This is a genomic window from Ureibacillus xyleni, from assembly GCF_900217795.1.
In the GTDB taxonomy this organism is placed as follows: Bacteria; Bacillota; Bacilli; order Bacillales_A; family Planococcaceae; genus Ureibacillus; species Ureibacillus xyleni.
This window is the reverse complement of the sequence record NZ_OBMQ01000005.1, coordinates 1-23,449: the sequence shown is the minus strand read 5'-3', so window position 1 is coordinate 23,449 and position 23,449 is coordinate 1. Positions and strand designations below refer to the sequence as shown.

The 23,449-nt window shown below is 35.0% G+C and carries 21 protein-coding genes and 1 rRNA gene; 9 read left to right on the top strand and 13 right to left on the bottom strand.

All coding sequences use genetic code 11. From position 1 onward, the window contains the following. Positions 1-34: 34 nt before the first annotated feature. Positions 35-235, bottom strand: coding sequence for a DUF951 domain-containing protein (locus tag CRO00_RS08650; RefSeq protein ID WP_097073292.1), 201 nt, complete (start codon positions 233-235; stop codon positions 35-37). After that, positions 235-1,143, bottom strand: a complete 909-nt coding sequence (locus tag CRO00_RS08645; protein ID WP_097073291.1) for a mechanosensitive ion channel family protein — start codon at positions 1,141-1,143, stop codon at positions 235-237. The genes CRO00_RS08650 and CRO00_RS08645 overlap by 1 nt, the downstream gene beginning before the upstream one ends. Positions 1,144-1,260: 117 nt before the next feature. Between CRO00_RS08645 and yyaC the strand changes: the two genes are divergently transcribed. Then, the gene (yyaC, locus tag CRO00_RS08640) at positions 1,261-1,893 is read left to right on the top strand and encodes a spore protease YyaC (RefSeq protein WP_237658366.1); all 633 of its coding nucleotides are present in this window, start codon (positions 1,261-1,263) and stop codon (positions 1,891-1,893) included. On the opposite strand, the gene CRO00_RS08635 is transcribed toward yyaC, so the two are convergent. From CRO00_RS08635 to rpmH, 11 genes are all read right to left on the bottom strand, one after another. Continuing rightward, entirely contained in the window at positions 1,810-2,517 is a 708-nt protein-coding gene (locus CRO00_RS08635) for a DUF554 domain-containing protein (RefSeq protein ID WP_097073290.1), read from the bottom strand. The genes yyaC and CRO00_RS08635 overlap by 84 nt on opposite strands. A 142-nt stretch (positions 2,518-2,659) precedes the next feature. Further along, entirely contained in the window at positions 2,660-3,526 is an 867-nt protein-coding gene (locus tag CRO00_RS08630; protein WP_097073289.1) for a ParB/RepB/Spo0J family partition protein, read from the bottom strand. Further along, positions 3,519-4,280: a ParA family protein gene (locus CRO00_RS08625; protein ID WP_097073288.1), complete on the bottom strand. Its 762-nt coding sequence runs from the start codon at positions 4,278-4,280 to the stop codon at positions 3,519-3,521. Before CRO00_RS08625 ends, CRO00_RS08630 begins: the two co-directional genes overlap by 8 nt. A 165-nt stretch (positions 4,281-4,445) precedes the next feature. Next, positions 4,446-5,321, bottom strand: coding sequence for a nucleoid occlusion protein (gene noc, locus CRO00_RS08620; RefSeq protein WP_097073287.1), 876 nt, complete (start codon positions 5,319-5,321; stop codon positions 4,446-4,448). Positions 5,322-5,627: 306 nt separating this feature from the next. Beyond that, positions 5,628-6,344: a 16S rRNA (guanine(527)-N(7))-methyltransferase RsmG gene (gene rsmG / locus CRO00_RS08615; protein WP_097073286.1), complete on the bottom strand. Its 717-nt coding sequence runs from the start codon at positions 6,342-6,344 to the stop codon at positions 5,628-5,630. A gap of 69 nt (positions 6,345-6,413) precedes the next feature. Continuing rightward, the gene (gene mnmG / locus CRO00_RS08610) at positions 6,414-8,309 is read right to left on the bottom strand and encodes a tRNA uridine-5-carboxymethylaminomethyl(34) synthesis enzyme MnmG (protein WP_097073285.1); all 1,896 of its coding nucleotides are present in this window, start codon (positions 8,307-8,309) and stop codon (positions 6,414-6,416) included. Between the two features lie 122 nt (positions 8,310-8,431). Next, positions 8,432-9,817, bottom strand: coding sequence for a tRNA uridine-5-carboxymethylaminomethyl(34) synthesis GTPase MnmE (mnmE, locus tag CRO00_RS08605; protein ID WP_097073284.1), 1,386 nt, complete (start codon positions 9,815-9,817; stop codon positions 8,432-8,434). A gap of 275 nt (positions 9,818-10,092) precedes the next feature. Beyond that, complete coding sequence (jag, locus tag CRO00_RS08600) at positions 10,093-10,866, bottom strand: RNA-binding cell elongation regulator Jag/EloR (protein ID WP_097073283.1); 774 nt, start codon at positions 10,864-10,866, stop codon at positions 10,093-10,095. Continuing rightward, positions 10,863-11,633 carry a membrane protein insertase YidC gene (yidC, locus tag CRO00_RS08595; RefSeq protein WP_097073282.1) on the bottom strand — a complete coding sequence of 257 codons (771 nt, stop codon included), beginning with the start codon at positions 11,631-11,633 and terminating at the stop codon, positions 10,863-10,865. Before yidC ends, jag begins: the two co-directional genes overlap by 4 nt. Positions 11,634-11,785: 152 nt before the next feature. Next, positions 11,786-12,130 carry a ribonuclease P protein component gene (rnpA, locus tag CRO00_RS08590; RefSeq protein ID WP_097073281.1) on the bottom strand — a complete coding sequence of 115 codons (345 nt, stop codon included), beginning with the start codon at positions 12,128-12,130 and terminating at the stop codon, positions 11,786-11,788. 78 nt (positions 12,131-12,208) lie between these two features. Beyond that, the gene (rpmH, locus tag CRO00_RS08585) at positions 12,209-12,343 is read right to left on the bottom strand and encodes a 50S ribosomal protein L34 (RefSeq protein WP_004233310.1); all 135 of its coding nucleotides are present in this window, start codon (positions 12,341-12,343) and stop codon (positions 12,209-12,211) included. A 585-nt stretch (positions 12,344-12,928) separates the two neighbouring features. On the opposite strand from rpmH, the gene dnaA reads away from it, so the two are divergent. The 8 genes from dnaA to CRO00_RS08545 form a co-directional block, all read left to right on the top strand. After that, a complete protein-coding gene (dnaA, locus tag CRO00_RS08580; RefSeq protein WP_097073280.1) occupies positions 12,929-14,275 on the top strand; it encodes a chromosomal replication initiator protein DnaA in 1,347 nt (448 codons plus the stop codon). 168 nt (positions 14,276-14,443) lie between these two features. Further along, on the top strand, positions 14,444-15,580 hold the full coding sequence (gene dnaN / locus CRO00_RS08575) for a DNA polymerase III subunit beta (protein WP_097073279.1): 1,137 nt from the start codon (positions 14,444-14,446) through the stop codon (positions 15,578-15,580). A gap of 271 nt (positions 15,581-15,851) precedes the next feature. Continuing rightward, the gene (gene yaaA / locus CRO00_RS08570) at positions 15,852-16,079 is read left to right on the top strand and encodes a S4 domain-containing protein YaaA (protein ID WP_097073278.1); all 228 of its coding nucleotides are present in this window, start codon (positions 15,852-15,854) and stop codon (positions 16,077-16,079) included. After that, the gene (gene recF / locus CRO00_RS08565) at positions 16,080-17,192 is read left to right on the top strand and encodes a DNA replication/repair protein RecF (protein WP_097073277.1); all 1,113 of its coding nucleotides are present in this window, start codon (positions 16,080-16,082) and stop codon (positions 17,190-17,192) included. Positions 17,193-17,279: 87 nt separating this feature from the next. Beyond that, positions 17,280-19,208, top strand: a complete 1,929-nt coding sequence (gyrB, locus tag CRO00_RS08560; RefSeq protein ID WP_202615647.1) for a DNA topoisomerase (ATP-hydrolyzing) subunit B — start codon at positions 17,280-17,282, stop codon at positions 19,206-19,208. A gap of 24 nt (positions 19,209-19,232) precedes the next feature. Next, positions 19,233-21,767, top strand: coding sequence for a DNA gyrase subunit A (gyrA, locus tag CRO00_RS08555; RefSeq protein WP_097073276.1), 2,535 nt, complete (start codon positions 19,233-19,235; stop codon positions 21,765-21,767). A 174-nt stretch (positions 21,768-21,941) separates the two neighbouring features. Further along, a complete protein-coding gene (locus CRO00_RS08550) occupies positions 21,942-23,045 on the top strand; it encodes an HD-GYP domain-containing protein (RefSeq protein ID WP_097073275.1) in 1,104 nt (367 codons plus the stop codon). Between the two features lie 344 nt (positions 23,046-23,389). After that, positions 23,390-23,449 (top strand): 16S ribosomal RNA (locus tag CRO00_RS08545); the annotation flags it as partial.

Below are 23,449 nucleotides of genomic sequence, written 5' to 3'. Positions count from 1 at the left end.
GATAACGGTGGAAAAAGTCTATTTGACAAATTATTTACTCTTCAGTAGCTCGCATTAAAACTTTTTTCATTTTTTTCTCAAAATCACGACGAGGAATCATCACACTATGACCACAGCCTTGACATTTTATGCGGATATCTGCACCTAAACGAATGATTTTCCACGCATTGGTTCCACATGGATGTTGTTTTTTCATTTCTACAACATCATTCAATTCAAATGATTTTGCCTGCATTATGCTTCATCTCCCTCCGAACTCATACTACTTCGATCATATAGCATCATTTTTGGATATGCCATTGGAATTCCATTTTTGTCTAATATCTCTTTCACATCGCGGCGAATCACACGAGCAATACCATAATGTTGTAATGGATTTGTTTCGGCGATAATTCGAATCGTTACTTCTGTGCCCACAACATTTTGAACACCTAAGAAGGTAGGTACATCTATTAATTCTTCATGTTTTGGAGGTAATGTTTTTAAATACTCTGTTACAAGCTTTTCAACTTTCTCAATATCTGCGTCAATGGCCACTTGCATATCAATAATCGCCTTTGAATTATTGACAGAAAAGTTGATAACATCTGTTATTAGGCCATTCGGAATGATATATTGTTCTCCAGTTGTACCGACGATTTTAGTTGTTCTTAAGCCAATTTCAATAACTGTTCCTTCAGCTTGGTTTAATCGAATATAATCTCCTACACCGAACTGATCCTCTAAAATGATAAAAAATCCTGTAATAATGTCTTTTACTAAACTTTGTGCTCCAAAACCAATTGCTAAGCCGGCTATCCCAGCTCCCGCTAATAACCCGCCAATATTGATATTTACAGAAGACAAAATTGCAATAATCGCAGAAAAATATACTAAATAAGCCAATGTACTATGTAACAATTTCACAATGGTTTTTTGACGTCGTTCATTTTGATTAAGTGTTCTTACTTTTAACGTGAAGATTCTTGTGATAATTCTCTTTCCAATAAAGGTAACGATATACGACACTAAAAGGATAATAAGTATTTTTATGGAAGCACTAATGATGAAGTTCCATAATTCTTCGCTCTTTAAGTAATTCCAAAATCTCTCCGTCATCCCTACTAGTTCTTTTGTCTCAGTTTCAATAACTTCTACTGCCATTTTTCCACTCCTTGTATAACTACCTAAAAATTTGAATATACTGAAAATCAATATAGCTTAATTTTTACCATAAAAGACAAAAAATTAACATAATATATTGTAAGGGAGGATTGTTACGTGCAAAAGATTATTAATGATTCGTTAAGATCATCCGTTCATCATGAACAAACAGGTGCGTTATGGCGTCTCAGTGATATTTTTTTAGAGCAAATTCCATTTGACCATGAAAACATTATCTTTTGCTGTATTGGCACTGACCGCTCGACTGGTGATGCACTCGGTCCATTAACAGGTAGTTTTTTATCTAGTTTTCATTCGTTTCCGTTTGAAGTTATCGGCACTCTTGAAAACCCCCTACACGCAATCAATTTAGCATCAACAATTGAAGAAATTCAACAAAAACCTACTACGCCATTTGTTGTTGCAATTGATGCTTGTTTAGGAAATGAGAGAAATGTTGGCGAAATTATAGTTCATGAAGGTCCTTTATTCCCTGGTAAAGCTGTAAAAAAAGAACTACCCCCAATCGGTGACATTTCAGTAAAAGGAATTGTCAATGTTGGAGGTTTTATGGAAATGCTTGTATTACAAAACACTCGATTAAATGTAACGTATTCTATGGGTAACAAAATTGCCCGCGCATTGTTATTAGCATGGCAACGTCATTTATTGAAAAAGAAATATGATGGCAACAATGATACCAACTACAACAATACCCGGCAGCAAATTGGCTACTCGAATTTTAGTTAGGCCTGCAATATTTAAGCCTATTGCCATGATCATTACTCCTCCAGTGGCGGTCATTTCCTTTATAAATAAATCTAATGCCGCTTCTGGTATGTATGCACTGATAAAGCCTGAGGAAACTGCAATAATCCCTTGATATAAAAAAACTGGGACAGCAGATAATAAAACACCTATTCCTAATGTGGAGGATAAAATAATTGCTGTAAAACCATCAATAATGCCTTTTGTTATTAACACTGAATGGTCATTTCTTAAGCCACTATCTAAAGCACCTAGAATTGCCATCGAACCTATTACAAATAATAGGGTAGCATTTACAAATCCCTCAGCAATACTACTTTCTGACTTATTTTTCCCGAGCTTCAGTTCAATCCACTTTCCTAATTGATTTAACAATTTATCTAAATCTAATATTTCCCCTATTACAGCACCTACTACTAAACTAATAATGATAATAATAAAATTAGTAGATTGGAATCCCATTTGAATTCCTAATAATGCAACTGCTAGACCTATGATTGATAAAACAGTATTTTTCATTGACTCTGGGATGTTTTTTAAAAACCGTCCTAATATTGATCCGATCATAATTAATAGGGCGTTTACAAACGTGCCTAGCAATACCATGTTGAACCCTCTTTCTTAAGAAAAACATAAACGTCTTTTAGCTTTGGAGGACGCTGTAAGTTTGAAAGCACCCCGCTACAGCTAAATTCTGTAAAAACATTAAAAAAATATAGAGCGCCGAAATTTTGGCGCTCATGCCTTACTACTCTTGTTCAACTTGAAGTATTTCTAAAATACGCTCGAGATCATCTTCGGAGTAGAATTCAATTTCAATTTTACCTTTATTTTTTGCCTTTTTTATTTGTACGTTCGTTCCAAAGTATTCACGCAATTGTGTTTCAGTTGCTTGGACAAAAATATCTTTTTTCACTGGTTTCTCTGTTTCACGTGGAACTTCTTCGTTCAATTGTTTTATTAGAGCCTCTAGCTGGCGTACATTTAATGCATGCTTCACAACTTTTGCTGCAACTTCTGGTATTCTACGTTTATTTTTTAACCCAAGTAGCGTACGACCATGTCCCATTGTAAGCGTTCCATTATTTACGAGCTCTCTTACGTCTTCTGGTAATTGTAAAAGGCGCATATGATTCGTAATATATGGTCTACTTTTTCCTAACCTTTTTGCCAACTCTTCTTGGGTAAAGTTTAACTTTTCTATTAAACTTTGATAGGCTTCTGCTTCTTCAATTGGTGTTAAATCTTCACGTTGTAAGTTTTCTAAAATTGCGACTTCCATCATTTGTTCTTCTGTCATCTCACGTATGATAGCCGGAATTTCTTCTAAATTTGCTAACTTAGCAGCTCTATAGCGTCTTTCTCCTACAACAATTTCGTATTTCTTCCCTTTTTTACGTACTACAATTGGTTGAATAATACCATGTTCTTTAATGGATTGAGCTAATTCCTCAATTTTTTCATCGTCGAAAGTTTTACGTGGTTGAAAAGGGTTTACTACTAATTTTTGTAGTGCTATTTTTTCAATTGCATCATCATTTTGAACGGTTTCTAATGTTTCCAAAGTCTCGGTTGGAAATAAAGCACCAATTCCTTTTCCTAACCCTCTAGCCATGTTTTATCACTTCCCTTGCTAACTCTAGGTACACTTCTGCACCGCGAGATTTTGAATCATAAATGATGATAGGCTCACCATGACTAGGTGCTTCGCTTAGTCGAACATTTCTTGGAATAATCGTCTTATAAACTTTATCTTGGAAATACTTCTTAACTTCTTCAATAACTTGTATCCCCAAATTTGTCCGAGCATCAAGCATCGTTAGTAACACACCATCAATATACAATTGTTGGTTTAAATGTTTTTGAACTAAGCGAACAGTTGAAAGAAGCTGACTTAAACCTTCCAACGCGTAATATTCACATTGTACTGGAATAATTACGGCATCTGAAGCTGTGAGTGCATTAATTGTTAATAATCCTAATGAAGGTGGGCAATCGATAATAATATAATCATATAATTCTTTTATATCCTGAAGAGCATGTTTTAAACGTACTTCCCGTGATATTGTAGAAACTAATTCAATTTCTGCTCCAGCTAAAGATATTGTTGCAGGAACAACGAATAAATTTTCTAGTTTAGATGGTTGAATTACACTTTTTACCTCTTCATCGTCAATTAGCACATCATAAATGCAGCTTTGTATTTCCCCTTTATTTATACCAACTCCACTTGTTGCGTTTCCTTGTGGATCGATGTCAATTAGCAGAACTTTTTTCCCTAAATAAGCAAGACAAGCGCTCAAATTTACAGAGGTTGTAGTTTTCCCTACACCACCTTTTTGGTTTGTAATTGCAATAATTCTTCCCAACTCTTGCACCTGCTTTCAAATCAATATCGTAATATGAAAAACTCGTTTTTCATTTCTTATATTTTATCAAAATTACAATCTAGTTGTATTATATTCTAAACAGAACTACTGATTTTTATAGAAAAAAAGGTTCCTAGTTGCAAAATAAGGAACCATAAAAATACATTATGCTTTTTTCTTTGGGATTTTTACCGTTATTTGATAATATTCTTCCGTATCTTCTTCCTCTGTTTTTACATTAATCCCACTTTTTGTAACCATTGAAAGCGATTGTTTGATTGTATTTAACGCAATGCGAATATCTTTACTAATAGCTTTACGTTTTGGTTTTTCTTTTGTTTCTTTTGGTTTTGTAAGTTGGATAATATATTCCTCTAACTGGCGGACATTCCACTCATTTTCTTTAATTAACTCAACTATATTTCTTTGAGTATCTTCGTCTTTAATGGAGATGAGGGCCCGCGCATGTCGTTCGGAAATTTCTCTTCGTAAAATTGCTTCTTGCACAAACTGAGGTAATTTTAATAATCGCAATTTATTTGCAACAGTTGATTGACCTTTTCCTAATCGTTGAGCAAGGGCTTCTTGAGTAAGTGAATGAAGTTCTAACAATTGTTGATAAGCTAATGCTTCTTCAATTGCAGTTAGTTCTTCCCGTTGAAGATTCTCGATTAAGGCAATAGAAGCAGTTTCTTTATCACTTAAGTTACGAACAATTGCAGGCACTTCTGTCCAATTTAGTTTCTTCATTGCTCGGTAACGACGTTCTCCTGCTATTATTTCATAGCGTTCATCAAACTTTCTTACAACGATTGGCTGAATGACACCGTGTGTATGAATCGTTCTTGATAATTCCTCAATTTTTTCTTCATCAAAAACTGTACGAGGTTGGAACCGATTTGGGATAATTTGATCGATTGGAATTTTTACTACTTCTTCAGCTGCTTTTTTCTTTTCTACCAACTCTACTTCTTCTACTTCACTTTTTACAGAAACAGCTTTATCTCCGCCTCCGAAAAAACGTGAAAAAGGACTTTTCATTCAATAGGCACCACCTTTTAGAAACTATCTTGCTCTAACAACTCTTATAAATATTATTTATTATAAACTATAAAATGTACAGAGTACGATAGATTTATAATCTATTAAAAGAGAAACATAAATATAAATTATGTATGCATCATGTTCGAAAATTATATCTAAAATAAGAGAAATTTCGATAAATTTTTAAAAAATATTTTGTTCCACATGAAACATTAGAGAAGGAGCAAATTTCTATTTATTTATAAATAAGATTCATAGATTTATTTAAAGATTGCCCACTTCTAAAAGTAGGCTTATGAAACTTTACTGAATTGGAGTTTTATTTGGTACACCCGGTTTACGTGGATATTTTTTTGGTGTTTGTTTTATTTTATCAAATACATAAAGAGTTCGTTCACTTTCTTCTACTGGTAGTAAATAAGAAAACTCTTCTTTCAAAGTAGCACCTAAAGTTGTAATGGCTTTTTTAGCATCCTTTAATTCTTCTGGACCAGCAGCAGCTTTTAGTGCAACAAAATATCCTCCCTGTTTCGCTAATGGAATACATAATTCTGATAGCACTGATAATCTTGCTACTGCACGGGCAGTTACTACATCAAATTGTTCACGATACTTTGCATTTTGACCAAATTCTTCAGCACGAGAATGAACAAATTGTACATTTTCTAATTGTAACTCTTCACTTAAATGATTTAAAAACGTAATTCGTTTATTTAATGAATCAACAATTGTGACATGTAAATGAGGGAAGCATATTTTTATTGGGAGACTAGGAAAACCTGCACCTGCACCAACATCGCATACCGATTCTACCTTTGTAAAATCAAAGTAAAAGCTTGCACTAATGGAATCATAGAAATGCTTTAAATAGACACCTTCTACATCGGTAATTGCAGTTAAATTCATTTTTTCATTCCACTCAACTAAAAGCTCGAAATACTTCTTAAATTGTGCAACCTGGTTGTCAGTTAGTTCTATCCCTTTTTCTTTTAACGCAGCAATAAATTGTTGTTCGTTCATTTAGATCTCCCTTTAAATATTTTTTAATAAAAATGAACGAGCGCCCGTAATAGACGCTCGAACTTAACTCTATTCGTTCCCTATACGTGCAATTTTTCCTTGTTCGATATAAACAAGGAGAATTGAAATATCGGCAGGGTTTACACCAGAAATACGTGAAGCCTGTGCAATGGATAATGGACGAACTTCTTTTAATTTTTCTCGTGCTTCCGTCGCTATACTTGGAACATCATCATAATCGATGTCTTCAGGTATTTTTTTATTTTCCATTTTGTGTAGTTTTTCTACTTGTGATAATGCTTTTTGAATGTAACCTTCATACTTTAATTGAATTTCAATTTGCTCTTTTACTTCATTACTTAATTCAATTTCAGATGGTGTTAATGATGCCACTAATTCATAATTCATTTCAGGACGTTTTAATAAGTCAGCAGCACGTATGCCGTCTTTTAACTCTGTGCCACCGACAGAACGAATAACAGCTTGAGTTGTTTCATTCGGTTTAATAATTACTTCACGAAGGCGTGCAATTTCAGCTTCAATTTGTTCTTTTTTCTCAGTGAATTTATTGTAACGTTCTTCAGAAATTAACCCTATTTTATGGCCAATTTCAGTTAGTCGTAAATCTGCATTATCATGGCGAAGTAGTAAACGATATTCTGCTCTCGAAGTTAGTAAGCGATAAGGTTCATTTGTCCCTTTTGTTACTAGATCATCAATTAATACACCAATATAAGCTTCTGAACGTTTTAAGATTAGTTCTTCTTTTCCTAAAGCATTAGCAGCAGCGTTGATACCAGCCATTAACCCTTGACCAGCTGCTTCTTCATAGCCACTTGTTCCATTAATTTGACCGGCAGTATATAGGTTTTTAATACGTTTTGTTTCTAGTGTTGGCCAAAGTTGAGTTGGTACTACTGAATCGTATTCAATCGCATAACCAGCACGCATCATTTCTGCATTTTCTAATCCTGGAATTGACTTTAACATGTCACGTTGAATATTTTCAGGTAAACTTGTTGATAAACCTTGTACGTAAACTTCTTGTGTATCTCTTCCTTCAGGTTCTAAAAATAATTGATGGCGTGGTTTGTCGTTAAAGCGTACAATTTTCGTTTCAATTGATGGGCAATAACGTGGACCTTCTGCTGTAATTAATCCTGTAAACATTGGTGCTTTGTCTAAATTGTTGTTAATAATATCGTGCGTTTCAGAACTTGTATAAGTTAACCAACAAGGAATTTGATCCATAATAAATTCTGTTGTTTCAAAACTAAATGCACGAGGTTCTTCATCACCAGGTTGAATTTCAGTTTTGCTATAATCAATCGTTTTACTATTCACACGAGGTGGCGTACCTGTTTTAAAACGAATAATATCAAATCCTAGTTCACGTAAGTTATCGGCTAATTTAATGGATGGTCGTTGGTTATTTGGACCACTTGAATATTTAACATCCCCAATAATAATTTCACCGCGTAAGTAAGTACCTGTCGTAACGATGACTGTTTTTGCTCGGTAAATTCCACCTGTTTGTGTAATTACACCAGTAACCGTGCCATCTTCAATAATCAGCTCATCAACCATTGCCTGGTTAATTGTTAAATTTTCTTCTTCCTCTAATAAGCGTTTCATTTCACGTTGGTAAAGTACTTTATCTGCTTGAGCACGTAAAGCACGTACTGCCGGACCTTTGCCTGTGTTTAGCATACGCATTTGGATGTGAGTTTTATCGATGACTTTCCCCATCGCACCGCCTAATGCATCAATTTCACGTACAACGATTCCTTTTGCTGGTCCACCAATCGATGGGTTACATGGCATAAAGGCAATCATATCTAAGCTAATTGTGAGCATAAGTGTTTTTGCACCCATTTTTGCTGCAGCATATGCCGCTTCTACGCCAGCATGACCTGCGCCGATGACTAATACATCGTACGAGCCTGCCTCATATGTTGTTGTCATGCCGAATCTTCCTCTCTTTTTAAAAAATATTATACATTTATATACGACTTAACTAATAATAAGTGAAAAGTTCGCGCTTTTACACTTAAAATTAATTATGTCGTATGTTTTTATCGGTAATTTTACTTTCCTAGACAGAACTGTGAGAACAGTTGATTAATTAAACTTTCTTGTACAGTATCACCAACAATTTCACCTAAGAGCTCCCATGTTTTCGTTACATCGATTTGAATCATATCTACTGGAACTCCATCGTTTGCTGCATTGATGGCATCTTCAATTGTGTCTTTTGCTTGGTGAAGCAGTGCAATATGACGAGCATTTGAAACATAAGTTAAGTCATTTGCTTCTACTTGACCTTCAAAGAACGTTTTGGCAATGGCTTCTTCTAATTCAATAACTCCTTGTTCTTGTAAAAGGGAAGTTGTAACAACTGGACGCCCATTTGCAAGTTGTTCCACTTTTTCTATATCGATTTGTCGAGGTAAATCTGTTTTATTGACTACAACGATAAAATCCATATTTTGAATGGTTTCAAATAACCTTTCATCTTCTTGGGATAATTCTTCTGCTGAGTTTAAAACAAGCAAAATTAAATCTGCTTCTTTTAATACTTGGCGTGATCTTTCTACCCCTATTCGTTCAACGATATCTTCAGTTTCACGAATTCCCGCAGTGTCGACTAAACGTAAAGGTACACCGCGTACATTGACATACTCTTCTATAATATCACGAGTTGTTCCGGCAATATCCGTAACAATTGCTTTATTCTCATGTACTAAGCTATTTAACAATGATGATTTCCCAACGTTTGGTCTTCCTAAAATAACAGTAGAAAGCCCTTCACGTAAAATTTTCCCTTGAGATGATGTTTGAAGAAGTTTTTCAATTTCATCACGCACCCAAGAACATTTTTCTAGTAATACGGGAATTGTCATTTCTTCTACATCGTCATACTCAGGATAATCGATATTCACTTCAACATGAGCAAGTGTCTCAATTAGTGCCTGTCTTAGTTGTGCAATTAATCGTGAAAGTTTACCTTCCATTTGGCCAAGTGCTACATTCATCGCACGGTCTGTTTTTGCACGAATTAAATCCATTACTGCCTCAGCTTGCGATAAATCAATACGACCGTTTAAGAAAGCACGCTTTGTAAACTCACCCGGTTCTGCTAGTCTTGCCCCATTTCGTAAAACAAGTTGCAACACTCGATTTACTGAAACAATCCCACCATGACAGTTAATTTCTACTACATCCTCACGAGTGAACGTTTTTGGCCCGCGCATTAAAGAAAGCATTACTTCCTCAACTATTTCCCCAGTTTTTGGATCAATTAGATGTCCATAATGAATTGTATGTGATTTTTCTTCGCTCAGTTTTTTTCCACTTGGCGATTTAAAAATATTTTCTGCTATTTGAACTGCTTCATCCCCACTCAACCGAACAATGGCAATAGCTCCTTCGCCCATTGGTGTAGATATCGCAGTAATCGTATCATACTCCATGAATGAAACCTCCTATTTAGCTAACTCAACGATAAATAAAATCTATGTTAAATTCGAACTTATCCACATGTGAATAACTATCACGAACATTGTTTACTAACAACTTAGAGTAACATATTTTGATTGAATACGAAAGTAAAGCATTTTTCCACATGTGGATAAAGTGTTTTACGGGGAGATAGTAGTTATTCACAGGGGCTTTAAAGAGAGTTTGCTTGGCAAAAGGGCAAAAAAATACGGCCTATCGAAATAGACCGTACGCTTTTATCTGTATGTTATTTTAATGGCTCAATTACTAAATGGCGATTTGGTTCAACACCTTCAGAATATGTTTCAATATCAATACGATTTGCAAGCGCATTATGAATAACTTTACGCTCGTAGGAAGGCATTGGTTCTAATGAAACTTTCTGTCCAGTACGAACTGCACGATCTGCCATTCGTTCAGCTAATTGTTCTAAAGATGCTTGACGTCTTTCGCGATAGTCTTCTACATCAAGCTTTACTAATAAAAATGATTTTGCACTTTTGTTTACAACAAGTTGAGTTAACTGCTGGATTGAATTTAACGTTGATCCACGTTTTCCAATTAAAAGTGCTGCTTTCTCGCTCTCCAACTTTAATAATAAATTTTTACCTTCAGTTTTTGAGTGAATTTTTAAATCCTCAATCCCCATCTCTTTTGCAATACTATTTACATAGTCCTTTGCAACTTGCATAGGGTCAACTTTTACTTCTTCTGTTGTTAAACTTTCTACTTCATCAACTTTTTCAATCACATCTTGTTGAATTGATAGTGCTTCAGTTGCCTCGTGTTCCTCAACTGTAACTTCTTTCTCTTCTTCTAGCTTAGAAGCAGTTGGTTGTTCAATTTTTACCTCTTTAACCGTTACACGAACCTCTGCAGGACGTGTACCAAAACCTAAAAATCCTTTTTTCGCCTCTTGTAAAACTTCAACTTCAACTTGAGCACGTGTTGTACCAAGCTTTTGTAACGCTAATGAGATCGCTTCTTCTGTGCTAGCGCCTGTTTGCGTAATCTGTTTCACTTTTTCGCTCCTCCAGTAGTCATAGGTTCTGTTTTATTTTTATTCCAAGGTTTATAAATCACAAGGTTTTGAATAACAGAGATGATATTTCCGACAACCCAATATAATGATAAAGCTGCTGGTAAAACGATACCAAAACCAATAATCATTAATGGCATGATATACATCATTACTTTCATTTGTGGGTTATCTACTGCGGGACCTGTCAATAACACACCAAATTGTATTAAACCAGCAAGGACAGCTAGTACAATACTTGGTTCTGCTAATGGGAAAATTAAAAACGTTCCTAAGTCAAATGCCGGCGTTGCATTCATTCGGCTAATTGCATGATAGAAACCGATTAAGATTGGCATTTGAATGAATATTGGTAAACACCCAGCCATTGGATTTACACCAGAAGATTGCATAAGCGCCATCATTTCTTGTTGGTACTTTTGTTGTGTAACGGCATCTTTTGAAGCATATTTCTGTTGTAATTCCTTCATCTTAGGTTGAATTTCTTGCATTTTTTTTGAACTTTTAACTTGTTTAATTGTTAACGGTAATATTACGAGACGAATAATAATTGTAACCACAATAATACCAAATGCAAATGAACCTAATAGCTCAGCAAAATATTTAATAAATGAAACTAATGGCCAGACAATAAACTCATTCCAAAAGCCTTTGCTTTCAGAAGAAATTGGCTGGTCAAATTCTGTACATCCAGAAAGCAACAATGCTACTGAAACTAGAGACAGAACAATCCAAATTCTTTTTTTCAACCTTCTTCCTCCTAGAGTACTATTCAAAAAATTCATTGAAGCTATTTTAACATGGGTAACGCTTTCACTCTACTAATTGTTTCTATTAGAAGAGATTATTTTTTCCGAATTTTCAAGTAAGAAGAGCGAATGTATACTTAATCCATATTGAACTACTTCTTCTTTAATACCTTTGCAATTTTTAAAACATGTTCTAAACTTTTTTTCGTCTCATGAAAATCTAAAGTGGCCGCTGGTAGTCTAGCGATAATAACATAATCCATATCTTGTCTTACTTCTTCTTTCAATTCTAAAAATACTTGTCTTATATACCTTTTAATTTGAACCCTGGTAACAGCTTTCCCGATCTTCTTCCCCACCGATAAGCCAATACGAAATTCCGCTTGTCCCTCTCTTGGTAAACAGTAAACAACAAATTGACGGTTTGCAAAGGACTTTCCTTTTTTAAACACCTTCTGAAAATCCTCATTTTTCTTAACACGTTGGCGTTTTTTCATATTCCACCTACACATCCAATCAATCTTCTAGTATCTCAAAATGACGAAAAAAAAGACCACTGAAGAAGCTCAGTGGACTTATGCTGATAATACTTTTCTTCCTTTACGACGACGAGCAGCTAATACTTTACGACCGTTTTTTGTGCTCATACGTGCGCGGAATCCGTGTACTTTACTATGTTTACGTTTTTTTGGTTGATATGTGCGTTTCATTATATATGACACCTCCAAATGAAAGTTAATTTTTATCTTACATACAGACCAATATATTATATAGCCAAAAGAAATAACTTGTCAATTAATAATTTATTCGCCGCGTTCTTCCCTTTTCACTTTCTATAATTGTCTCTCATATTGATTGTTCTTCGTATATTAATTATTGAAGGGCCCTTTTACAAAAAAAATTATCCACAAGATTTTCTCGTTAAAGAAAAATCTAATGTGGATAAAATTTTTCGATATTTTTTTATCCACAAGGTTTATTGACAACTTTTACACAAATCCTAACCTTGTGGACAACTTATTTGTGAGTAAAAAATAGTTATGTGGATAAGTTACGGCGACTATTGAAATGACAATCTTTTTTTGTTACGATTATTGTGTTTTCCTTTGTGGAAATCTTTGTTGGGAAATATTTTATCCACAGATGTTAATAACCTGTGGATAAACTTAAACACACCTTTTGGATAAAAGTTATCCACAATATGTGATTATGTGTTTTAATATAATTCTGTTATTCTTTATAGATGCATTTTATTAATTTGAAACTGAAAATATACATGAAAAGGAGAAAAAAGCTTGGCACATTTAGAAGAATTATGGAACAATGTCCTGGCTCAAGTAGAACAAAAAATTTCAAAACCAAGCTTTGAAACGTGGCTGAAATCAACTAAGTTACTTTCATATAAAGGATCCAATGTTACCATTGCAGCACCTAACTCATTTGCTCGTGATTGGCTAGAGAATCATTACGTTCACCTAATCGCGGGCATTTTGTCTGAACTGACAGGAGAAGACTTGTTTATTAAATTTGTTGTTCAAAAGGATCAGGATAGCGATAGTGAGGATTTGCCAGTTCCACAGGTCATGCAAATAAATAACAATGAGCACTTAGAGATTTCACCTGGAATGCTTAATCCAAAGTATACTTTTGATACGTTTGTAATTGGATCTGGGAATCGATTTGCTCATGCTGCCTCACTTGCCGTTGCTGAAGCTCCTGCAAAAGCCTATAATCCCTTCTTTATTTACGGGGGAGTAGGGCTAGGGAAAACTCACTTAATGCATGCAATTGGCCATTATGTACTTGAACATAATCCAAATGCAAAAGTCGTTTATTTATCTTCAGAAAAGTTTACAAATGAGTTTATTAATTCGATTCGAGATAATAAAGCGGTTGATTTTCGAAATAAATATCGGAATGTTGATGTGTTGCTAATTGATGATATTCAATTTTTAGCTGGAAAAGAATCTACACAAGAGGAATTTTTCCATACTTTTAACACATTACATACTGAGTCTAAACAAATTGTTATTTCCAGTGACCGACCGCCAAAAGAAATTCCAACCCTTGAAGACCGTTTACGTTCACGCTTCGAATGGGGATTAATAACAGATATTACACCGCCAGATTTGGAGACTCGTATTGCTATTCTTCGCAAAAAAGCGAAAGCGGATGGATTAGATATTCCAAACGAGGTAATGCATCATATCGCAAATCAAATCGATACGAACATTCGTGAATTAGAAGGTGCTTTAATTCGTGTTGTTGCCTTCTCGTCATTGGTTAATCGAGACATCACTGCAGAACTTGCTGCAGAGGCTTTAAAGGATATCATTCCAAATGCGAAACCACGTATGATATCAATTCTAGATATACAAACCGCTGTGGGTGAACATTTTCAAATCAAATTAGAGGACTTCGCGGCGAAGAAGAGAACAAAATCAATTGCTTTCCCAAGACAGGTTGCCATGTACCTATCTAGGGAATTAACAGATTTTTCTTTACCAAAGATAGGGGAAGAATTTGGGGGACGTGACCATACAACAGTAATTCATGCTCATGAAAAAATCGCCTCTATGTTAAAAGAAGACCAACAATTACAACAAGACATTAAACAAATTCGTAGTATGTTAGGTAAATAATCTTGTGGATAACTAGTTTACTTTCACACAAACTCATACACAATTTATCAACATGTGGATAGTTTGAATTTACTGGTGAAAAATATAGTTATCCACAAATCCACAGGCCCTATTACTATATCTATTAAAATCTTTTAAAATAATATATTAATAAGTGAGGTATAATCTATGAAATTTGATATTATGCGAGATCGTTTACTAGATGGGTTAAATAACGTCATGAAAGCTGTCAGTTCTAAAACGACAATTCCAATCTTAACAGGGATTAAAATCGATGTAACAAATGATGGAATTACACTTACTGGTAGTGATGCTGATATTACAATCCAAACATTTATTCCACTTGAGGAAGATGGAGACCAATTAATCAATATTACTGAAACAGGTTCAATTGTTCTACAAGCTCGTATGTTTAACGAAATCGTGCGAAAGTTACCAACAAACGATGTAGAAATCGAAGTATCAAATGGTTCACAAACACATATTCGTTCAGGGAAATCCGAATTCCACCTAATTGGGTCTGATGCTTCTGAATATCCATTATTACCTGAAGTATCGACAGATCAACAATTTACAATGCCCGCGGATTTACTAAAATCAGTTATTCGTGAAACAGTATTTGCTGTTGCTACTTCTGAAAGCCGTCCTGTTTTAACAGGTGTAAATTGGCAAATTCATGGTGATGAACTTGTCTGTGTAGCAACAGATAGTCACCGTCTTGCTAGAAGAAAAACGACTCTTGATCAATTACCGACAAATGTTAATTCGGTAGTGATCCCAGGTAAAAGTTTAAACGAGTTAAATAAAATCCTTGGAGAATCAAATAATCCAGTTGAAATCGTGATAACAAATCAACAAGTGTTATTTAAAACTGAAAATGTTTTATTCTTCTCACGACTTTTAGAGGGGAACTATCCCGAAACATCTCGTTTAATTCCTGAAGAGTTTAAAACGAATATTACGATTAACGGTAAATCATTATTACAAGCAATTGACCGAGCATCTTTACTTGCACGTGAAGATCGCAATAATGTTGTTCGTTTTGAAACATTAGAAGGTCAAAGTGTTGAAATATCATCAAATTCTCCAGAGATAGGGAAAGTAGAAGAACAAATTCAAGTAGAAGCATTAGAAGGGGAATCTTTAAAAATTTCTTTCAGTGCTAAATACATGATGGAAGCATTAAAGGCAATTGACGGCCAAGATGTGATTATCCAATTTACTGGTGCAATGAGACCATTTATTTTACGTTCCGTTCATGATGATGCCATTTTACAGTTAATTTTACCGGTAAGAACTTACTAATACTGAGGAAAATTGTTAATAATAGGACCATGCATAATTTTTTAATATTAAGATAGTCAGCATATGGCTATCTTTTTATTATGTAAAAAATTGTGAATTTAAAAAAGGTTACTTCGTCAAAACACTAATTTCTTTTGGCATACTTTTATTTTCTAGTGTGAATGATTAATCTCCCACAGTAATTTCGATTAATCCACTTTTCTTGGCATTTTTCGCGTTTTTTAGGTATGATAGAGAGATAGATACATGTGAATCGGAGGATGAATTTACTTTGGATGAAATCGTAATTGATACAGAATTTATCACCCTTGGCCAAGCATTAAAAGTTACTGATGCGATTAGTTCAGGTGGTATGGCTAAATGGTTTTTACAAGAAAATGATGTTTATGTAAACGGAGAAATTGACAATCGTCGAGGGAGAAAACTACGCCACGGAGATGTGATCAACATTCCTGGGGTTGGTAGGTACGTCGTTGCCAATAAGAACGGAGAAAATTAAATGTTCATTGAGCATTTACAGCTTACAAATTATCGTAATTACGAGTCTTTAAACTTGGACCTCTCTCCAAAAATAAATGTATTTATTGGGGAAAATGCACAAGGGAAAACAAACGTAATGGAATCCATTTACGTACTTGCAATGGCAAAATCACATCGTACAAGTAACGATAAAGAATTAATCCGTTGGGACGCAGACTATGGTAAAATAGAAGGTGTTGTACAAAACCGTTACGGTAATTTCCCAATGGAATTATCCATTTCTAAAAAGGGGAAAAAGGGGAAAGTAAATCATTTAGAACAAACGAAATTAAGTAACTATATTGGACAAATGAATGTCGTCATGTTTGCACCTGAGGATCTAAATGTTGTGAAAGGAAGCCCTCAAGTACGGCGACGTTTTATTGACATGGAAATAGGTCAGATATCCCCAGTTTACTTACATGAGTTGCTTACGTTTCAAAAACTGTTAAAACAACGAAATCATTTGCTGAAAATTAATCATGGGAAACAGCAAATTGATGACGTTTTATTTGCTATTTATACTGAGCAATATATTCATTCGGCTGTCCAAATTATTCGTAAAAGATTTCATTTTATTGAACTTTTACAAGAATGGGCAGAACCAATTCATTCTGGAATAAGTCGTGGATTAGAAAAGCTAACGATTAATTATCGTCCAATCGCTGGGTTGAATCCGGATTGGTCGACAGAAGAAATGGTTACATACTTGGAGCAAAAACTTGCAGAAGTTAAAAAACGAGAGCTTGAAAGAGGGGTTACATTAGTTGGTCCACATCGTGATGACTTGCAGTTTTCAGTAAATGGTTATGATGTGCAAACTTATGGGTCACAAGGACAACAACGTACAACAGCACTTTCGTTAAAACTAGCTGAAATTGAGTTAATAAAAAAAGAAACAAAAGAAACACCAATTTTGCTGTTAGACGATGTTTTGTCAGAATTAGATGACTATCGCCAATCACACTTATTAAATACCATTCAAGGTGAAGTGCAAACGTTTGTCACAACAACAAGTGTGGATGGGATACATCATGAGACAATTCAACATGCAAAAATGTTTCACGTGAAACAGGGTGAAATTAAAAAATAATTAACTTTTTATGTATAGAAATTTCTAGAATTTTTTATAAAGCTTAGAATTTTTAACACATACTATTGTTTGAAAGAGTAGGTGAACATGGTGGCTTTAGAAGAGAAACAAGTTCAACAAGCTTATGATGCTGATCAAATTCATGTTTTAGAAGGTTTAGAAGCCGTTCGTAAGCGTCCAGGGATGTATATAGGCTCCACAAGCTCTAAAGGTCTTCACCATTTAGTTTGGGAAATCGTGGATAATAGTATTGACGAAGCATTAGCTGGCTATTGTTCAGAAATTGTTGTTGCCATTGAAAAGGATAACTGGATTCGTGTAGAAGATAACGGTCGTGGTATTCCGGTTAGTATCCAAGAAAAAATGGGTATACCAGCTGTCGAAGTGATTATGACTGTTCTTCACGCAGGTGGGAAATTTGGTGGCGGAGGATATAAAGTATCAGGTGGTCTCCACGGTGTAGGGGCTTCAGTAGTAAATGCATTATCATTGGTTACAGAGGTATATGTAAAAAGAGATGGTCATGTCCATTCCATTATTTTCGAACGAGGAAAAACAATACAACCATTAAAAGTAATTGGTGACTCTGACGAAACTGGAACAACAACCCGTTTCAAAGCGGACCCGGAAATTTTTAAAGAAACAACTGTTTATGAATACGATATTTTAGCGACTCGTGTTCGTGAGCTTGCATATTTAAATCGTGGCATTAAAATTACAATTGCCGATGAACGTGAAGAAGAGGTTCGTTCTGAATCATTCCATTTCGAAGGCGGTATTCGTGAATACGTTGAGCATTTAAATAAATCAAAAGAACCGATCCATGAACCAATTGATATTATGGGTGAAAAAGATGGCATTTCTGTGGAAATCGCTATGCAATATAACGAAGGGTACTCTTCAAACATCTATTCATTCGCTAATAATATCAACACGTATGAAGGGGGTACTCATGAATCGGGATTTAAAACTGCATTAACACGTGTTATCAATGATTATGCACGTAAAAACGGTTTACTAAAGGATTCAGATACCAATTTAACGGGTGAAGACGTTCGTGAAGGATTAACTGCCATTGTATCGGTAAAACATCCTGACCCACAATTTGAAGGGCAAACAAAAACAAAATTAGGGAATTCCGAAGTGAGTCAAATTACTAACTCGCTTTTCTCTGATGGCTTTGAACGCTTCTTGTTAGAAAACCCTTCTGTTGCGCGGAAAGTTGTAGAAAAAGGTTTAATGGCTGCCCGTGCACGTGTAGCAGCTAAAAAGGCACGTGAATTTACCCGTCGTAAATCAGCGTTAGAAGTATCAAGCTTGCCTGGTAAATTGGCTGATTGTACTTCCACAAATCCAGCAGAATCAGAAATTTACATCGTTGAGGGTGATTCAGCGGGAGGTTCTGCAAAATCTGGACGTGATCGTTATTTCCAAGCAATTTTACCTTTACGTGGGAAAATTTTAAATGTAGAAAAGGCAAACTTAAACCGTATCCTGTCGAATAATGAAATCCGTGCAATGATTACAGCCTTTGGAACAGGTATTGGTGAAGAGTTCGACTTAGAAAAGGCGAGATACCATAAAATCGTTATCATGACTGATGCTGACGTTGATGGTGCTCATATTCGTATTTTACTGTTGACATTCTTCTTCCGCTTCATGCGTCCATTAATCGAGGCTGGATATGTATATGCTGCTCAGCCGCCTTTATATCAAGTAAAACAAGGAAAGCATGTTGAATACTGCTATTCAGATGATGAACTACAAGAAATTTTAAGTAAATTACCAAGCACACCAAAACCTATTGTTCAACGTTACAAAGGTTTAGGTGAGATGAATGCTGAGCAATTATGGGATACAACAATGGATCCAGAACATCGTACACTTCTACAAGTTGAGTTAGATGATGCGATCAGAGCGGATAAAATTTTCCAAGAACTTATGGGGGATGAAGTAGAACCTCGTAGAAACTTTATCGAAGAAAATGCAGTATATGTTCAAAATTTAGATATATAAGTTGCTTTGAAGGGAGGTTATTAAATGTCGGAAAATCAACATTCAGGTGTAAAGGGCATTAAAATTAGTGAAGAAGTACAAACATCATTTTTAAATTATGCGATGAGTGTTATCGTTTCCCGTGCATTACCAGATGTGCGGGATGGTTTAAAACCAGTACATCGTCGTATTCTTTACGGAATGCATGAATTAGGAAACTATTCTGATAAACCATATAAAAAGAGTGCACGTATTGTAGGAGACGTAATGGGGAAATACCATCCACATGGCGACTCCTCCATTTATGATGCAATGGTTCGTATGGCGCAAGATTTTAGTTATCGTTATATGTTAGTTGATGGTCATGGTAACTTTGGTTCAGTTGATGGTGATGGTGCTGCAGCGATGCGTTATACTGAATCCCGTTTATCCAAAATTACGATGGAAATGTTACGAGATATCAATAAAGACACAATTGACTATCAAGATAACTATGATGGAAATGAAAAAGAACCAGTTGTCTTACCAGCACGTATTCCGAATTTATTACTAAACGGTGCATCTGGTATTGCGGTAGGGATGGCAACAAATATACCGCCACATCAATTCGGTGAAACAATTGATGCTGTTATCGCCGTTTCAGAAAATCCAGCCATTACTACAGAAGAATTAATGGAAATTATCCCGGGCCCCGACTTTCCAACAGGAGGGATTATTTTAGGCCGAAGTGGTATACGACGTGCTTATGAAACAGGCCGTGGTACAATTACTGTCCGTGCTAAGGTGGAGATTGAAGTTCAATCCAATGGGAAAGAAATGATCATCGTTAATGAAATTCCTTATCAAGTAAATAAGGCAAAATTAATCGAAAAAATTGCCGAGTTAGTTCGAGATAAACGAATTGACGGAATTACTCATTTACGCGATGAATCTGACCGACGTGGTATGCGTATTGTAATGGAAGTTCGAAAAGATGCAAATGCCAATGTTATTTTAAATAACCTATATAAACATACTGCAATGCAATCTAACTTTGGTGTCAACATGCTTGCGTTAGTGAATGGGCAACCAAAAGTATTGAGCCTTAAAGAAGTATTGCATCATTATTTAGAACACCAAAAAGAAGTTATTACTCGTCGTACTCAGTTTGAATTAAGAAAAGCAGAAGATCGTGCACATATTTTAGAAGGTTTGCGTATTGCACTTGATCATATTGATGAAATCATTTCCATTATTCGTTCTTCGCGCACTGGAGAAGAAGCTAAGCCAGTATTAATGGAACGATTTAATTTATCTGATCGCCAAGCACAAGCCATTTTAGATATGCGTCTTGTTCGTTTAAGTGGATTAGAACGAGAGAAAATTGAAAATGAATATCAAGAGTTACTAGTACTTATCGCAGATTTAAAAGCCATTTTAGCGGATGAAGGAAGAATCCTCGATATTATCCGTACTGAATTAACGGAAATTAAAGAGCGTTATAATGACACACGTAGAACCCAAATTACTGCTGGTGGACTAGAAATGATAGAAGATGAGGATTTAATTCCTCGTGAAGACTCCGTTATCACCTTAACGCATAACGGCTACATAAAAAGACTAGCAGCAAACACATATCGTAGCCAAAAACGTGGTGGTCGTGGTGTACAAGGAATGGGAACAAATGAAGATGATTTTGTAGAACATTTATTGTTCACTTCTACCCATGATACTATTCTATTCTTTACATCAAAAGGGAAAGTGTTCCGCTCTAAAGGTTATGAAATTCCAGAATTCGGACGAACTGCAAAAGGGTTACCGATTGTTAATTTACTAAATGTAGATAAAACTGAAAAAGTAACTGCTATGATTCGCGTTGATGAGTATAAAGAAGATGCATATTTCATCTTTACTACAAAAACGGGGATTACGAAACGTACTCAAGTATCTCAATTTGCTCATATTCGTAATAACGGCTTAATCGCTATTAGTTTACATGATGATGATGATTTAATTTCTGTTCGACTAACGGACGGAACGAAAGATGTTATCATTGGTACGCACAATGGTATGCTTATTCGATTCAAAGAAGATGATATTCGCTCAATGGGTCGAACTGCTGCAGGTGTGCGCGGAATAAAACTCCGTGAAGGCGATTATGTTGTAGGGATGGAAATTATCGAACCGGGTCAAGAAATTTTAGTTGTTACTGAAAAAGGATATGGTAAAAGAACGCCAGAATCCGAATATCGTCTACAAAGTCGTGGCGGTGTTGGAATTAAAACTATCCAGATTACAGATAAGAACGGACCAATGTGCTCTGTAAAAACAGTTGATGGCACTGAAGATTTAATGCTCATCACAGTAAATGGTATGTTAATTCGAATGGATGTTAATGATATTTCAATAGTTGGACGTAGCACGCAAGGTGTTCGTCTAATCCGACTTGGCGAAGATGAAACAGTGGCTACAGTTGCACGCGTTAAGAAAGAAGAACAAGATGATGACCTTGAAATAGATGATACTTCAGACATTCCGAATGAAGAAAATGAAGGGCAATCTGATTTAAATGAGGACACTTCTAATTCGGATAATGAATAATATAATGAAAAGCTCAGAAACTTGTAACAAAAAGTTTCTGAGTTTTTTTATTTAAGTAAATTTATAAAGGAAAAATATAGTATAATTTTACATATCTACAAAAATAATGGATTAACCAAAAATATATAACTTTTTCAACAATCTTTATTGAAGTATTAAAAGGGGGTTTTTGTAATGGAAGCTACAAAAGTCAACATAAATGACCTTCGAATTGGGAAAGTCATAGCAGAAGATATATATGCAAATACTCAATACCCTATTGTGTTAAAAAATACAAAAATAAACCAAGAGCACCTATATATTTTGAAAGCCTTTAACATATTACAAATTCCAATTCTACTAGATGAAAAAGATCAAGTGATAAAAGGAAAGCAAGGAATTGAAGAGAATAGTGAAATAATAAATATTGCAGCAACACAAGTTGTAGATCGATTTGGCAAGAAGTATACAGATACAGTAGAAGAATTTAAAAAGATGTTTAATGGTTGGGGAGCAGGTGCAAAAATTGATATTACAAAAGTTCGTGGATTAATTTTACCGTTAGTTGAGAAAATACTAGAGGACCGAACTATTATTTTCGACTTAAATAGTTTATCTAATGTAAAAGATTATTTATATCACCACTGCATTGCAACAGGGCTCATTTGTGCTGCAATTACACAAAGACTCGGTTATGAGCGTGGCTATGTATTACAAATGGCTATTGCAGGTACATTAGCAGATTGCGGTATGGCAAGGATTCCTTTACGTATTCGGGAAAAGAAAGAACCATTAAACCAGATTGAATATGATGAAATCCGTAAACACCCGCTTTATAGTTTACAAATGGTTAAAGCTTTACCGGCTATTAAAGAAGAAATGAAAGAGGCAATATATCAACACCATGAACGATTAGATGGCAGTGGTTATCCGGAAAAAGTGCGAGTAGGCTCGGTTTCTAACTTCGGGCAGATTATTGCGGTTGCAGATACATTCCACGCAATGACTAGTGAGCGGTTATACCGTTCAAAAGAATCACCATTTAAAGTGATTGAAATGATTAAAGAGTCTGAGTTTGGTAAATTTGATATTCAAGTAGTACAAGCACTGGTAGACCTTGTTGCAGCATTGCCAATTGGTACAAAGATTGAATTATCTAATTTAGAACGTGGTGAAATCATGTTTATCAATAAATTTGCCCCAACACGCCCTTTAATTAAACTAACAAATACAGGTGAAATAATTGATTTATCTAGAAATCGTAGTTTTTATATTTCACGAGTTATAACAAATGAATAGACATTCATAAATTTTGAAATGCTTAAGCTTTTGTGAGCGGAATAAAGCTGCAGACGAAAAGGTTTTTAATCCGCTCACAAATCTAAATATGATGTTCTTTTGGAAATTTACATGTTTTTACAAACAGTATATTTATCTATTAAGTTATATTGTGATAAAAAAATATTATAAAAGTGTTGACTATTAACAATATGATTGTTATTATAAATAAGTCGTTAAAACACAACACATTATGAACTTTGAAAACTGAACAACAAAACGTTAATGAATATAATTTCTCATTAATTTGAGAAACATTTTGACATCAATTTTGATGCCAGCAAATTTGAGCTTTATCAAATTCTTTTATGGAGAGTTTGATCCTGGCTCAGGACGAACGCTGGCGGCGTGCCTAATACATGCAA